General features: G+C 32.2%; 11 protein-coding genes. 9 read left to right on the top strand and 2 right to left on the bottom strand.

What is annotated here, in order from left to right; all coding sequences use genetic code 11:
* Nucleotides 1–119: 119 nt before the first annotated feature.
* Together MKI85_RS08265 and MKI85_RS08255 are read right to left on the bottom strand one after the other, a co-directional pair.
* The gene (locus MKI85_RS08265) at nucleotides 120–2,303 is read right to left on the bottom strand and encodes a polysaccharide biosynthesis tyrosine autokinase (protein ID WP_241626729.1); all 2,184 of its coding nucleotides are present in this window, start codon (nucleotides 2,301–2,303) and stop codon (nucleotides 120–122) included.
* 271 nt (nucleotides 2,304–2,574) lie between these two features.
* Entirely contained in the window at nucleotides 2,575–3,681 is a 1,107-nt protein-coding gene (locus MKI85_RS08255; protein ID WP_241626727.1) for a polysaccharide biosynthesis/export family protein, read from the bottom strand.
* Between the two features lie 491 nt (nucleotides 3,682–4,172).
* Between MKI85_RS08255 and MKI85_RS08250 the strand changes: the two genes are divergently transcribed.
* The 9 genes from MKI85_RS08250 (at nucleotide 4,173) to MKI85_RS08215 (ending at nucleotide 14,161) form a co-directional block, all read left to right on the top strand.
* Nucleotides 4,173–5,708 carry a lipopolysaccharide biosynthesis protein gene (locus MKI85_RS08250; RefSeq protein WP_241626724.1) on the top strand — a complete coding sequence of 512 codons (1,536 nt, stop codon included), beginning with the start codon at nucleotides 4,173–4,175 and terminating at the stop codon, nucleotides 5,706–5,708.
* Between the two features lie 837 nt (nucleotides 5,709–6,545).
* Nucleotides 6,546–6,746, top strand: a complete 201-nt coding sequence (locus MKI85_RS16965) for a glycosyltransferase (protein WP_413351451.1) — start codon at nucleotides 6,546–6,548, stop codon at nucleotides 6,744–6,746.
* A gap of 225 nt (nucleotides 6,747–6,971) precedes the next feature.
* Nucleotides 6,972–8,078, top strand: coding sequence for an EpsG family protein (locus MKI85_RS08245; protein WP_241626722.1), 1,107 nt, complete (start codon nucleotides 6,972–6,974; stop codon nucleotides 8,076–8,078).
* Nucleotides 8,068–8,943, top strand: a complete 876-nt coding sequence (locus tag MKI85_RS08240; protein ID WP_241626720.1) for a glycosyltransferase family 2 protein — start codon at nucleotides 8,068–8,070, stop codon at nucleotides 8,941–8,943. The genes MKI85_RS08245 and MKI85_RS08240 overlap by 11 nt, the downstream gene beginning before the upstream one ends.
* A 635-nt stretch (nucleotides 8,944–9,578) precedes the next feature.
* Complete coding sequence (locus MKI85_RS08235; protein WP_241626718.1) at nucleotides 9,579–10,712, top strand: glycosyltransferase family 4 protein; 1,134 nt, start codon at nucleotides 9,579–9,581, stop codon at nucleotides 10,710–10,712.
* A 2-nt stretch (nucleotides 10,713–10,714) separates the two neighbouring features.
* The gene (locus tag MKI85_RS08230; protein ID WP_241626716.1) at nucleotides 10,715–11,317 is read left to right on the top strand and encodes a sugar transferase; all 603 of its coding nucleotides are present in this window, start codon (nucleotides 10,715–10,717) and stop codon (nucleotides 11,315–11,317) included.
* A 1-nt stretch (nucleotide 11,318) separates the two neighbouring features.
* The gene (locus MKI85_RS08225) at nucleotides 11,319–12,371 is read left to right on the top strand and encodes a GNAT family N-acetyltransferase (RefSeq protein ID WP_241626714.1); all 1,053 of its coding nucleotides are present in this window, start codon (nucleotides 11,319–11,321) and stop codon (nucleotides 12,369–12,371) included.
* On the top strand, nucleotides 12,364–12,966 hold the full coding sequence (locus MKI85_RS08220) for a GNAT family N-acetyltransferase (protein ID WP_241626712.1): 603 nt from the start codon (nucleotides 12,364–12,366) through the stop codon (nucleotides 12,964–12,966). Before MKI85_RS08225 ends, MKI85_RS08220 begins: the two co-directional genes overlap by 8 nt.
* Before the next feature lie 10 nt (nucleotides 12,967–12,976).
* A complete protein-coding gene (locus tag MKI85_RS08215) occupies nucleotides 12,977–14,161 on the top strand; it encodes a DegT/DnrJ/EryC1/StrS family aminotransferase (protein ID WP_241626710.1) in 1,185 nt (394 codons plus the stop codon).
* Nucleotides 14,162–14,387: the final 226 nt, after the last annotated feature.

The raw sequence follows: 14,387 nt of genomic DNA, 5'->3' as shown, positions 1-14,387 counted from the left end.
TAGAGGAGGATGGAGTATCTATCCAATTTTATTCGTCGATTGTGTTGCGCTAGGTTTGATCATATAAGAAAGAACGAGTATGGTGCTCGTTCTTTCTATGAATGGATTTTGAAAATAAATTAAACCTTTTTTGAACTCTTATAATCATAAGCATAGTTATAGCCATAATGTGAATCTACAGTACGTTGAATATCGTTGATGATAATTCCCGTAATTTTAGTATTGGCTTGTTCAAACCGATGAATAACAAGATCTAACTCTTTCATTTGGGTTTTCGCATAACGTGCAATCACAAGATTTACACCTGCATATTGTGAAATGATAATACTGTCTGTCACCGCCAAAATTGGTGGTGTATCGATAAGAATATAATCGAATTGACCAGAGAGCTGTTCGAGTAGACTTTTAAAGCCATCCATGCTCAATAATTCTGAAGGGTTTGCTGGGTTGTTACCACATGTAATGAACGATAGATTTTCAACTTCTGTATGTTTGAGAATCTTTTCAAGAGGCTGCTGACCATTTAAAAAGTCTGCTAAACCTGCTTGATTATCTTGATTGAAATATTTGTGTAAATGCCCACGACGCAGGTTAGCATCAATCAACAATATACGCTTATTGGTTTGCGCTAAAATTACAGCAAGGTTGGTGGCAATAAAGGATTTACCTAGATCAGGTCCTGGACTAGAAATCATAATTATATTGTTAGGTGCATGATTGAGCGCAAATTGAATAGCGGTACGCATGCTACGTAAGCTTTCAATCGCCATATCATCACTATTTTCAACTGCAAGAATTGGAATATGTTTCTTCTTTTCAAGCAGTTTACTATGACTTTCTTGTACAGGTGAATGTGGAATAGTTGCATACACAGGCAGATTAAATACATTTTCAATTTGAGCTGAATCTTTAATGCCTGTATGTAGCATGTTGCGTAGAAAGGCTAAAACTGTACCGAGGAAAGCACCTAAGAAAATAGCTAAAATTAAAATCTGTAATTTTTTAGGTGCAATCGGTTTAATTGGTTTGATTGCAGTATCGACAATACGAACATTGCCAATTTCACCTGCTTTGGAAATACGTAGTTGTTGGTAAGAATTTAATAAGTTGGTATAAAGTTGTTGTTTAACTTCGACTTCACGGTACAACTGTAAATAGCGGCGTTGCAAGTCGGGTAATTGTTTAAGTGTTGTATTGAGTTCATTAATTTTATTGTTAATTGCTTCAAGTTGAGCATTAACTTGTTTCATTTCAGGGTGTGCAGCGGTGTACTTCTGTGCCAATTCAGCACGTGTTTGTTGTAGGGCGATTTTCTGAGTTTCAAGGTTAATACTTTGTGTAAGATAAAGCTCAGACTCTCGTGTAACATCAACCGTATTGTATTGCTCACGGAATTTGTTAAATTCACGTTCAGCAACATCAAGTTGTTGTTTTAGCTCAGGTAATTGCTCATCTAAAAACTTCAGTGTTTGTGCGGTTTCTGCAGAACGACGTTCAATGTTTTGTTGACTATACGAGGCTAAAATAGCATTTAGTACTTTGATAATATGCTCTTTATCTGTACCTTGATAGTTCAGTCCTAAAATACCTGTGAGCCTGCCTTTTTCTGTAACTGAGTAATTCTCTAGAATATTATTTACTGCTGCAGGTAAAGATTGTTTCTGAATGAGATAGGTATCATTGAGTTGATCTTGAGTATGGATTGTAATATTCCATACACCATCGACAGTACGAATGTTATTAGGTTGATTGACCTTAGCTGTAAGTAGGACTTGCTCAGTTTTTGGATCTGTTAAATTGAATTGATGATCTGTGAAGCGGAGTTCAAGGCTTTGATCTTCGTAGTTTTCTGGGACTTTAAATTGTGTTATTTCGAATGCTTTTTCGTTATCTTTGAACAGGACAGATTGAGTGCTGTACTGGGTCTTATAAATGTGTGGAGAGAGTAAACGATCGAAAAATGAGTTTTCTGTACCAGAGACTTGTAAGTCTAGGTTGAGATGTTGAATTACATTTCCGAGTACTAAGTGAGATTTTAGAATCTCGATTTCAGCTTGAGCCGGTGACTCTTGATCTACCATGGAAGATAAATCACCGAGTAAGGCAGCGGTACCAGCCCCTTGACTGTTTTCCACCTGAATTAAAGCGCTCACTGCATAAGTGTTAGGTGTAGCTCTTAAATAAAGCAGTGCACACCCCAAGCTTAAGATGGTGCATAACGCAATCAGTTTCCATTGAGCGATGAGTGAAAAAAATAGTTCTTTTAAATCACTTGTTTCTACTTTATTGATATTTTGGCTCATAATTTTATTATCTATGGGTTAAATTTATTGTTTCCAGTCACTTATACAGGTTTGTGTAAGTTGACAGGTGTCATCAAAAACGGCTCGTTACGTGCTGGTAAGGATTGAAAATGTTTTACCTTATCAGTGACCCAAACGAAATATTTTCATTTGGGAAACGGCTATGCTTGTCCAATATGCAATTGAAGAAATTTCTGCTTGGAAACGTATTTTGCTATTGGACAAGGACAAATATTTCCAATACAGCCCATAAGAATATTTTAAATATGTATTAGTTAGTTCCCAATCGATCAATATTATACAAAGCATTAGAGAACGGTAAAATTTGGGTAATGATACGTTGCCAACGGGCTAAGCCTGTAGAGTCAACATAAACAATATCATTGCTATGCATTCTAAATTGATTGGCTAAACCGAAATCACCCAGACTCATTAAATTCATATGATACAGTTCAGTTTGTTGCTGCTTTGGGTCACTACGTAGTACATAAATTCGTTTAGCACTTGCAGTATTTGAATCAATGCCTAGGCTTTCTCCCAGAACATCACTTAGGGTCATACCTTGATCACGCATGGGCAAAGATTGATTCCTACCAGATTCACCCATGACATAAATCTTCTGGTCCTCTTTAGAATTTACATAGAGAGTATCATTAGGTTGAATGAGTAGATTGTGTAAAGAATAACCAGACTTTTCGAGTTGAATACTATTCAACTTGTAAGTTCTACCTTGGCGTACCAACGTAATAGAGGTGTTATCACCATATTGTGTATTAATCCCACCAGCCATACTAAGAGCGGTATAAACACTGACGGGCTGATCACTTAGAAAGAATTGCCCACCTCTCATCACATTACCTTGAACTGAATAACGCTGGCCCTGATAAGACAGAACACGTGCAATCACATCAGGTGTTTTTAAATAACGAGAGAGCTGACTACGCAACTCTTGATTCACTTGAGAGAGTGATTTTCCAGCAGCTTTATAGCGCCCAATAATGGGGAATTGAATATAACCACTTTGGTCGATTTGGAATCCATTGGCTTGAATAGATTGTTCGCTGGAAATATTACTCGCTGCAGGCGTAATTTCAGGATAAGCCCACAAGTAAATGGATAGAATATCGCCTGGACTCAACTTGTATGAGAGTTGGGAATGGCGAAATAAGCTAGAATAATCTTGTAGATTGCTGTTTGAAGTTTGATTTAAATCACGTAAGGTATTTTGGTTGAGTTGAATGACATGCACTGTACTACCAAGTTCAGTTTGATAAATACCTTGTTCAGGTAAATTGTAAGTTTGAAGGCCTGGTGCTAGAGCGCAACCAACAGTGCTGAGTGTGAACCCTAAAAGGCCAATATATTGTAGTAATTTCACTCTGTACCCCTGTAATTCATTGTAAATTATAAATATATTTCAATCTGTGGGGGTGATTGAGATTGTTTAATAAATATACTAATACATCAAATTATACAGTGCAATTATAATTTTTTACGATAGTACAAACCTAACTACAGTCCAATAGTAAAAATGGAGTGTCAACAAGACTTAGTAATTGTATATATGATACAAGCAGGATATGATGAAACAAGATTGAAATTTTCTGATCTACAATAATTACAGTCTTGTACTTAGTGATAGCACTTTATTATATAAAGTCTTTAATATAATTAAAAATGTATTAGATTTAATTGGTATAAAATTTACTCAAATTCAATTAATCGTAAATTCAATGCTAGTAATATAAGGAATCCATAGGCAAGCATATTAAAAAAAATTCGAAATCATAGGCCAGTTTATTCAGTTTGGCAAAAATCAAATAAAGCAATTTTTTATATGTTTAAATATTTAAAAGTTGATTTTAAATTATGTCTAAAAATGAAAAAATTTTAAATAATACATTGGCTTTGTACATTAGGCTTTTGGTTACAGTTGTACTGAACTTATATGCAACTAGAATATTATTAAAGAATCTTGGTGTGGAAGATTTTGGTTTATATGGAGCATTGGCGGGAGTTATTGCGTTATTTTCATTTTTTCAGACTGCATTGTCGAATGCATCGAATCGCTTCTTAAATATAGAAATGGAGAAAGGTACAATATCTTATATTCAAAAAATATTTTCTACAGCATTTTTTCTACATATTTTTATTGCATTATTTTTTTGTATATTAATTAAAATTTTTGGTGCTTTAGTAATCAATTTTTTTGTAAAATTACCGATTGAAAAAATAAATATTGCCTTGCAAGTTTTTAATTTATCAATACTGTCTCTATTCTTTTTAGTTATTACCATTCCATTTGAATCCATATTGATGGCGAAAGAAAAGTTTGGAATATATGCTTTGATTTCTGTACTTGATGTAACTTTGAAGCTGGTATTGGCTTATGCTTTAATATTCCTTCCTCATGATAAGCTGTTATATTATGCGTCAGGTTTTGTTTGTATAGTTTTTTTAATAAGATTAACTTATGTAGTTTATAGTCAATTAAATATTGTTGAAGCAAGGGTTAAATTTCATATAGATAATGATTTTCTTAAAAAAATAATAAATTTTATTAGTTGGGATTTGTATTTGAGTTTTTCTAAGGTTTTTAAAGTAGAGGGTATAATGCTCTTGATGAATAATTTTTTTGGTTTGATAGCGGTTGCAAGTGTAAAAATAAGTTATCAAATCAATGCAGCTTTATATAGTTTATCTGGTAATCTATTGGTTGCAGTTAAGCCACAATTAATGCGTAGTTATGCTGATTATGATGTTGATAGAATGAATGTATTAACATTTTACTCGGCAAAATATTCTTATTATTTAATGCTGATATTTTGTGCTCCAATTATATTAAATATTGATTATATTATGAAGTTTTGGCTGGGATCCCCACCTGATTATGCTAAAGTAATTACGGTTTTTGTACTAATTTCCAGTTTGATTGAGGTGGTTTTTGAGCCAATTGTGATATTAATTCATGCTACTGGTAATGTGAAAAAATACTGTTTTTTAACAGGGACTGTTATTTTTTTATCAGTTCCATTGGTTTATTTTATATTTAAATTTGGTTTTGATTATCATTATGCTTATATTGTTTATGCCTTGAATACTACCTTAGCTGCATTTTTAAATTTATGGATAGCAAAAAAAATGATTAATGATTTTGATGTATCCAAATTTTTTATGAATGTTTTAGTTAATATAATTATTACTACTAGTACAATTATTTTAATCCTCAAGGCAATAGCTGAATTTGTAATTGTGAGTGATTTTGTTGGATTTTTGATCATTTTTATGTTAGAAACTTTAGTTGTGATTTCGTTAATATATGGTTTAGGTATAGAAAAAGCGCATAAAAAATTGGTTAAATCCTATTTAAAATCAAAGATTAAATGCTATTTTAGGAGTAATTGATGCTTAAATTGATAAGCTTAGATTCATTCTATAGATTTCTTGAATCGTTGATGTATTAGCTGGTTAATTATTCTATAGAACATCATTTTTCATACTGGGTAATAAGGATTTCTAATAAAAACTAGCATTAAATAGCTCGAATAAATATTGAACTGTTGTTGAATTTGAAAATAAAGAGACTGGTTTTGCAGCTGCAATATAACAATAGCTAAATCCTGAATATATAAAACTCCTATCAGGAATTGCTGTAATGAATACAAATCAGTTTAATACCGAAAACTTCAAAAATGCATATATAGGAATCATTAGTAATTATATTTTTACATAAAGCAGGTCAGAGGAAGCATGTTAGTACAGAAAATATACTTATGAATCTATATCATCATATTGATCGGACCCAAGTCAAATTTAACTTTATACATTTACGACTCAATAAGGTGATTATGAAATTCGTGAGTTAGGTTGTAGAATTTTTCCGATTCTTACTTATAATCCAATTAAACACTTGTTCAAGCTAACACGTTATTTAAAGCAATATCTTGAATATTGAATTGTGCATGTACATATTCGCTAAGTAATGCTTTTCATCTGTTAGCAGAAAAGATGCTGTGAAATATTTGTTTTAGTACAGCAGAAGGTGTATTGTTATTACATAATGCTATAGATTTAGAATTATGTAGTCAAACAACAGAAACAACTAAAATTATTGGAAAAGCATTAAACAATATATTCACATGTTAAAAACTATTCAAGTCGATCGGTTAAGTGGAGTAAAGAATAATAGACTAACATTATAAATTGCTAAAAAATTAAGGAACATGATATTTTTTTACATTATTGATTGTAGGTGAAGCACTTTTAGAGATATCGATTAAGCAAATTAGACAAGATTATACTTTAACTAAAAGTATATATTTCTTAGGTGCTAGAGATGATATGTCAAACTTAATGGCTGGTACTGATCTCATGTTAATGCCATCATTACATGAAGGATTTCCAGTCCAGTGGTGTTGCTGGAAGGTCAAGCAATTGGTTTAAAGCCTATAATATCTTCGATGATATCAAAAGAAGTTGATTTGGGTGTAATCATAATTTATTTTAAAGAGTTCAATAACATTGAAAAATGGATTAAGCGTTTGAATATATAAATCTAGTAAGCAATCAGTTTGATAGTAATGTCGAAGTCTTGCTAAGAGTGGTTTTGATATAAAACAAAAATCCGTCGAACTTTAACCTTGTATAATAATATGGATAGTATTTCTAATGATATTAATTGATAATACTGCTTTTTTTAATTTATACAGTTTAATTTATTTTTGTACAGCATGTATGGTTATAGCTTCTGCTTTATCTTCAGAGATTAAGAAGGATGTTTTACTACAAAATAAATTAAGTCAATATTTAGTTTTTTTCCCTTTAATTTTTTTAATATTCCTTGTCGGTCTCAGGGAATATGATGTAGGAACTGATACAGCTAGTTATTTTGATATACTTTGGAATGAAACATTTGTTTTGAATTTTCGTGGTGAGTTTTTATTCGGTTTAATCGCTTCGATTCTACAATATTTTAATCTGGGTTATACTTATTTTCTATTATTGATATCCTTCTTATTTTATGCTTTTACTTATAATGCGTTAAAAAACTATACTGAAAAATTTGAATCAAATCTTCTTATTACCTTCTTTGCATGTATGTCATTTTTCTTTTATTTAAGTATGAGTATTAATGTGATTAGGCAAGGGGTGGCTTTAGCCGTTTTATTGTTTGCTTATTCTTTGTGGGTTAATAAGAAGAGTAATATTATAATTTTACTGTGTATGTTTCTGTCATTAGCTTTTCATTTGACTTCAATTATACCAATTTTATTGTTTTTGTTTTCTTATTTTTTAGGAAAAATTAGAATCTTTAATTTTCTAATATTTATTTATTTTTTTTCAATAATTTTATCTTACTATAATTTTGGTATTCTAAACTTTTCCTCACTATTCTTAGATTTTTTTGCTGATGATAGGTATTTGGATTATTTTTCAGAAGGAAATTCTGAATACAGTGTTGGATTTAAACTGCAGTTTGTTATATTGAATACTTTCTTTCTTTTGATTTCTTTATACATTATAAGTAAATTGAATGATATTAATTTGTTATCTCAATATAAATTACTTGTTTCTTATTATATGATTTCAAGTGTTGTTTTTTTTATGGCATTTCAGTTGCCATTTTCAGATCGTTGGGGATTGTTCTCATGGTGTGTTATTCCATTGCTAATTTCTCCATTGTTTTATTCACCATTTGTTAATGAAAAAATAAAAATTCATTATGTTTTAATGTTAATTTTAATTTACATTGGTTTTTATTTCTATGATAAATGAATCTGAAATTACACCTATTATTAGTGTGGGTATTCCGTTCTATAATGCTGAAAAGTTTTTGGCTTACTCTATTCAGTCTATACTTTGTCAATCATATACTAATTGGGAATTGATTCTTGTGGATGATGGATCAACAGATAATTCTCTTAAGATTGCTCAAGAATTTGCTCGTAAAGATCATCGTATTAAAGTGCTCTGTGATGGTGAAAATAAAAAACTACCCAATCGTCTAAATCAATTAATAAAAGAATCAAAAGGTAAATTTATAGCAAGGATGGATGCAGATGATATTATGCATCCTAGCCGTTTGGAAATACAGTTAAATTATCTTTTAGAAAATAATGCATTTGATCTAGTCTCTACTGGTTTGGTCTCTATAGATGATCAGAATAGAGTCTGTGGATTTAGAAGTGTTGATTCACTTACTACCGGAATATCTAAACCTTTTAAGTTTAATATTGCTCATCCAACTGTAATGGCCAGAAAAGAATGGTATTTAAGAAACTTATATAGTTTAGACTACCCTCGTGCTGAAGATTTTGAGTTGTGGTGCCGTACATATGCTAAAAGCGATTTAAAAATAGCAATTCTTCCAGATTTACTTCTTTTTTATCGTGAATTTGGAAACATCTCAATCGATAATCTTTTAAAAACATGTTCAGATGAACGTAAAATAAGAAATTATTATCAAATGAATAATAAGATTTATAATTTTATTTATTTTAATTTTAAATATGTTTTTATTTATGCAATTGGCATTTTAGGGTTGGGGCAGAATCTTTCGAAGCGAAGAAATCGGGAATTATCTGATCATGATGCAAAAGAATTGCAAGAATTATTGAATTCGGTTGTGAATAATAAGTAACAGCTTATGAAAGCTCATTTTGTAGACCTGCTACTATAATAATAATAATTAAATGAAAATTAATAAAAGTAGATTGATTTTACCAAGACATTCTTAAAGAACTATTCATCAATATAGCTTTCGATGGATAAGCCTGAATCTAAAAACTTTTGCACACGTAATTGACGAGTTTACAATCAAGTACAAAGCATTCTTTAGAATCTTATATGTTTAAATCTACCAAACTTGCAGTACATCGAAACAACCACTAGGAAAGGATTAAGTCAGTTTATTTTGGTATGGAAATCCTATACTTTTCAATGAATATATTGAAATTTTCTTTTTTATAAAGAGTTACTCGCTTTATTCAAATTCGTATGAGGTGTATGTTCATTAACTATTCTGAATCAATTTACAGAATTTAGATAGACTTTTTGGCTAAGTCATATTTCAATTTTTGTTACATGGCTGAACTTTATTTTTTTTAAACTTTTTGCAACAAAATGGATAATTAATTAAAAGACACAGCTCAAAAAAAGTATTTTAATTAAAGATGCAAAAGAGACAATCAGAACATGTTTTTAGGAAAAAGTTCTATTTTTGTCACTTAATTAAGGAAAGAATAATTTTTAAAAAAACTAAAAAAGCTGAAAATTATGAGTACGATAGTGTTTATTGGCACGATAGCATCTAGCATTTATGATTTTCGTGCAGATTTAATCCGTAGCCTCTTAAAGCAGGGACATCAAATCTATGCTTTTATATCTCAATACAATACAGAAGATGTAAATAAAATAGAACAACTAGGTGCCATTCCTGTTACATATACTTTAAACCGTGGTGGTTTAAATCCACTGGCTGATATTGTTGCGACTTATCAACTTTTAAAAAAAATAAAGAATATAAGTCCTGATGTGGTCTTTTCATATTTTTCTAAGCCAGTCATTTTTGGGACTCTAGCTGCGAAACTCGCAAAAGTACCTCGTGTAATCGGTATGCTTGAGGGTCTAGGTTACACTTTTACAGAGCAGCCAGAAGGCCTAAGCCATAAAACTAAATTTATCCGATACATTCAGGTTTTTCTCTACAAAATCGCATTGCCAATGCTGGATAAACTTGTTTTCTTAAATCCAGATGATCCAAAAGATTTATTGGAAACATATTCTATAAAAGTAAAAAAAGTAGTGATCCTCGGTGGAATAGGCTTAAATTTACAAGAATATTCATATCAACCTGTTGAAGATATTTCCCTTCCGATTAAATTTTTATTTATTGGTCGATTGCTTAAAGAAAAAGGAATACATGAGTTTGTTCAAGCCGCTAAATTGGTGAAAAAACAATATCCTAAAACACAGTTTACGATTCTTGGACAAATAGATACTTTTAATATTGGAGCACTACAACAAGAAGAATTAGATGATTTGATTGCTTCATGTGTTGTTGAGTATCAAGGTCAGGTGAATAATGTAAAAGACTGGATCGTGAATAGTCATGTATTTGTATTGCCCTCTTATCGTGAGGGTGTACCTCGTAGTACACAAGAAGCAATGGCAATAGGTCGTGCAATTATTACTACAGATGTTCCAGGTTGCCGAGAAACTGTAATTCAAAATCGCAATGGTTTCATTATTCCAAAGTGGGATTCCAAAACTTTGGCTGAATATATGATTTATTTTATTGAAAATCCTAAACAGATTCGTTGTATGGGAGATGAAAGCTACAAAATCGCAGTCGATAAGTTTGATGCTGAAAAAGTAAATCAACGACTACAAAATATTTTAGGAGTCTGAAAATGATAAAACGCCTCCTTGATATTGTGATTGCTTCAGGTGCCTTAGTTCTACTTTCACCCTTGTATATTTATGTTGCATATAAGGTGAAAAAAAACTTGGGATCACCTGTCTTGTTCCGTCAAGTACGACCAGGACTTAATGGCACGCCATTTGAGATGATTAAGTTCCGCACCATGAAGGATGCTTTGGATGCACAAGGCAATCCTTTACCAGATATTGAACGTTTAACTCCTTTTGGTAAAAAACTGCGTGCTACAAGTTTGGATGAAATGCCTGAATTATGGAATGTGATTAAAGGTGATATGAGTATTGTAGGTCCGCGTCCTTTACTGATGGAATATTTACCACTTTATAATGCAGAACAAGCCAAGCGGAATGATGTGCGCCCTGGCATGACAGGTCATGTACAAGTGAATGGACGTAATGCAATTAGTTGGGAGGAAAAATTTAAACTCGATATTTGGTATGTTGAAAATCAATCAGTTTGGTTGGATTTTAAAATTATGCTGAAAACAATTAAAGTTGTTTTAATTAAAGAAAATGTAAATGATGAATCAGGTCACTCTATGCCTAAATTTACAGGCAATAAACAAGGTGATTAAAATGAATTCTAATGTGAAATGTTCTTTAGTAGATGTTGATGATGAATGGGATAATGCAGTAAAGAAATTTAATTTTGATATATATCATTTAAGTGGATGGCTTAAATCTTCAGCACTCATAGATGGCGGTCAGGCGAAAGGGTTAATTATTCAGTCTGATAATAATGAGTTGCTTTTTCCGCTAATTATCAGGGAAATAGATGGCATATTTTGGGATGCAACTTCTACATATGGTTATGGTGGTCCATTAGGGGATAGTATATTAACAAACCAAGAGATTGATCAGTTATTGAAAAATGCAATTAAATTTTTAAAGGAGCAAAATTGTGTTTCTTGGTTTATTCGATTACACCCCATATTAAATATTGAGTGGAACAGTAAACTGGGTATTATTGTTGAGCATGGACCAACATTATCTTCAGATTTGAGTAAAACAGAAGAAGAACATTGGACTGAAACCCAAATTAGACATCAACGAGGTATTAAAAAGGCATTAAAACAATCTATATATACAAAAATAGAAGATTTAAATGAAAGTAATGCTTTGATTTTTTATAAAATTTATACTGAAACCATGCAGCATCTAAATGCATCGGAATTTTATTTTTTTGATGATTCATATTTTATACAGTTGGCAGAAAATCTAAAAGGAAGAATTCTATTAATTACAGCTTATCATAAGGAAATACCAATTGCTGCTTCAATCTATACCTATTGTAAAGAAAGTGGAATTATTCAATATTATTTAGGTGGTACTCTAGATGATTATCGAAATTTACAACCTGCTAAGCTGATTACACATATTGCAAGAGCTTGGGGCCGTGAAAATCAATACACCATCTTGCATCTTGGCGGAGGTTTAGGAGCGTGTCTAGACTCATTATATGAATATAAAAAAGGATTCAGTTCGAATGAGCATTTATTTAAAACGCATCGTATTGTCGTGAACTCTGATATTTATATCAAATTATTAAATAAAAATGGCAGAGCTGGACAGTTAACAGAATACTTTCCGCTTTATCGGAAACCAAATGGGAGGTCATCTCATGATTAAATCTAAAAATGTGTCTCTTAGACCAATTGAGTTGCACGATGATATTTTATTGCAAAAATTGATTAATGATTCAGTGGTGGCTGGAAATGTAACTGGATGGTCCTTTCCTGTATCTCTGTTTTCCCAAAATAATTGGATTCAGTCAAATACAAATAGTTCAAATTATCGCTTAGTTATTGTAGATAATGAAACGAATGAAGCAATTGGTATCACCGGGTTGTGGGATATTGATTGGCATAATCAATCAGCTAATATGCCAATAAAAATCTTACCAGAAAAAAATAAAAAAGGCTTTGGTACAGAAGTTATTATGTTAACCATGGCATGGGCATTTTACAATGTCGGACTCAGACGTTTATATGGTCCAGTTTTAGACTTCAATGGGCCAAGTATGGGGGCTTATGTTAAAAAATGCGGTTGGAGGATTGAAGGTCGACAACGTGAAGCGGTTTTCCGTAAGGGAGAATGGCATGATGTATACGATATAGCAATTCTCAAGCATGAATTTGATGCTCTACCTCATGTAGCTGAGTTTATTGATGCAGTATGCCCTGTAGATACCACACCGAATATCAATTCCCAAGATTATATTTAGGGAAAAAAAGATGCTAAATACTACATTGGAGCCATGGCCAAGCTTCACAGTAGAAGAAGCAGATGCTGTTAAAGAACTGCTTCTTTCAAATAAAGTGAATTATTGGACTGGACAAGAATGTCGTGAATTTGAGAAAGAATTTGCTCAATTTTCCCAAACCAAATATGCCGTAGCACTAGCGAATGGTACGGTAGCACTTGATGTTGCTTTAAAAGCTTTAAATATTGGTACTGGTGATGATGTAATTGTTACGTCAAGGACATTTCTTGCATCTGCCAGCTGTATTGTCACAGCGGGTGCTAATCCTATTTTTGCAGATGTTGAGTTGGATTCTCAAAATATCTCTAGAAAGACTATTGAAGCGGTATTAACCCCGAATACCAAAGCGATTATTTGCGTACATTTAGCGGGTTGGATGTGTGATATGGATCCAATCATGCAGTTGGCGGAAGAAAAAGGTTTATTTGTTATTGAAGATTGTGCTCAAGCACATGGTGCACAATATAAAGGAAAATCAGCGGGTTCGATTGGTCATATTGGGGCATGGTCGTTTTGTCAGGACAAAATTATGAGCACTGGTGGTGAAGGCGGGATGGTCACCACCAATAACGAGAGCTTATGGAAAAAAATGTGGTCTTATAAAGACCATGGTAAAAATTATGACAGCATTTACCATAAACAACACCCACCTGGTTTCCATTGGGTACATGACTCTTTTGGAACCAATTGGCGCATGATGGAAATGCAGGCTGTGCTCGGGCGTATGCAACTGGAAAAAATGCCAATATGGACAAAAAAACGTACACAAAATGCGCAGCGTATATTGGCTGTATTTCGAAATAGCCCTTATTTTTCTGTAAATTATCCAAACCAAGATTATATACATGCCAATTATAAGTGCTATGTACAGGTGAATACTGAACAATTACCCGTAGGTTGGTCCCGTGACCGTATTTTGAATGAAATAAATGCACAAGGTGTGCCATGCTTTATTGGCTCTTGTTCAGAAGTTTATTTAGAAAAAGCATTTGAAGGTACTATTTGGAGACCCAAAACACGCTTAGTGAACGCTCAACAATTAGGTGAAACCAGTTTAATGTTTTTGGTACATCCGACCTTAACAGAAGAGAGTCTGACAAAAACTGTGAATGCTATTCAGCAGGTTATACAGATGATGAATGCAATACATAACTAAACCAATTAAGGTGATTCTCGACAAAAGATTGGATACATCGCCCTTTTAAAAATAATGTAAATTTTAGAGATTACTGATTTGCAATTATTCAGTTTCCGTTACTATTTAGACAGTAAACATGGCCTATATTTGGATTAAAGAAGGATAATAGTACTAATTTGTGTTATTAAATTAATTTAGTCTTCGTATTCGTGGTTGGAAAACTAGCCCTCACATAAACTGTCAA

This window comes from Acinetobacter zhairuonensis, from assembly GCF_022601715.1.
GTDB lineage: Bacteria > Pseudomonadota > Gammaproteobacteria > Pseudomonadales > Moraxellaceae > Acinetobacter.
Note: the sequence above shows the minus strand (reverse complement) of the source record. Positions and strands in the feature narration are given on the sequence as shown.

Coding starts and splice junctions, on each gene's coding strand:
- MKI85_RS08225 (WP_241626714.1), top strand. CDS start 11,319: ATGAATTCTAATGTGAAATGTTCTTTAGTAGATGTTGATGATGAATGG.
- MKI85_RS08215 (WP_241626710.1), top strand. CDS start 12,977: ATGCTAAATACTACATTGGAGCCATGGCCAAGCTTCACAGTAGAAGAA.
- MKI85_RS08240 (WP_241626720.1), top strand. CDS start 8,068: ATGATAAATGAATCTGAAATTACACCTATTATTAGTGTGGGTATTCCG.
- MKI85_RS08265 (WP_241626729.1), bottom strand. CDS start 2,303: ATGAGCCAAAATATCAATAAAGTAGAAACAAGTGATTTAAAAGAACTA.
- MKI85_RS08235 (WP_241626718.1), top strand. CDS start 9,579: ATGAGTACGATAGTGTTTATTGGCACGATAGCATCTAGCATTTATGAT.
- MKI85_RS08250 (WP_241626724.1), top strand. CDS start 4,173: ATGTCTAAAAATGAAAAAATTTTAAATAATACATTGGCTTTGTACATT.
- MKI85_RS08245 (WP_241626722.1), top strand. CDS start 6,972: ATGATATTAATTGATAATACTGCTTTTTTTAATTTATACAGTTTAATT.
- MKI85_RS08230 (WP_241626716.1), top strand. CDS start 10,715: ATGATAAAACGCCTCCTTGATATTGTGATTGCTTCAGGTGCCTTAGTT.
- MKI85_RS08220 (WP_241626712.1), top strand. CDS start 12,364: ATGATTAAATCTAAAAATGTGTCTCTTAGACCAATTGAGTTGCACGAT.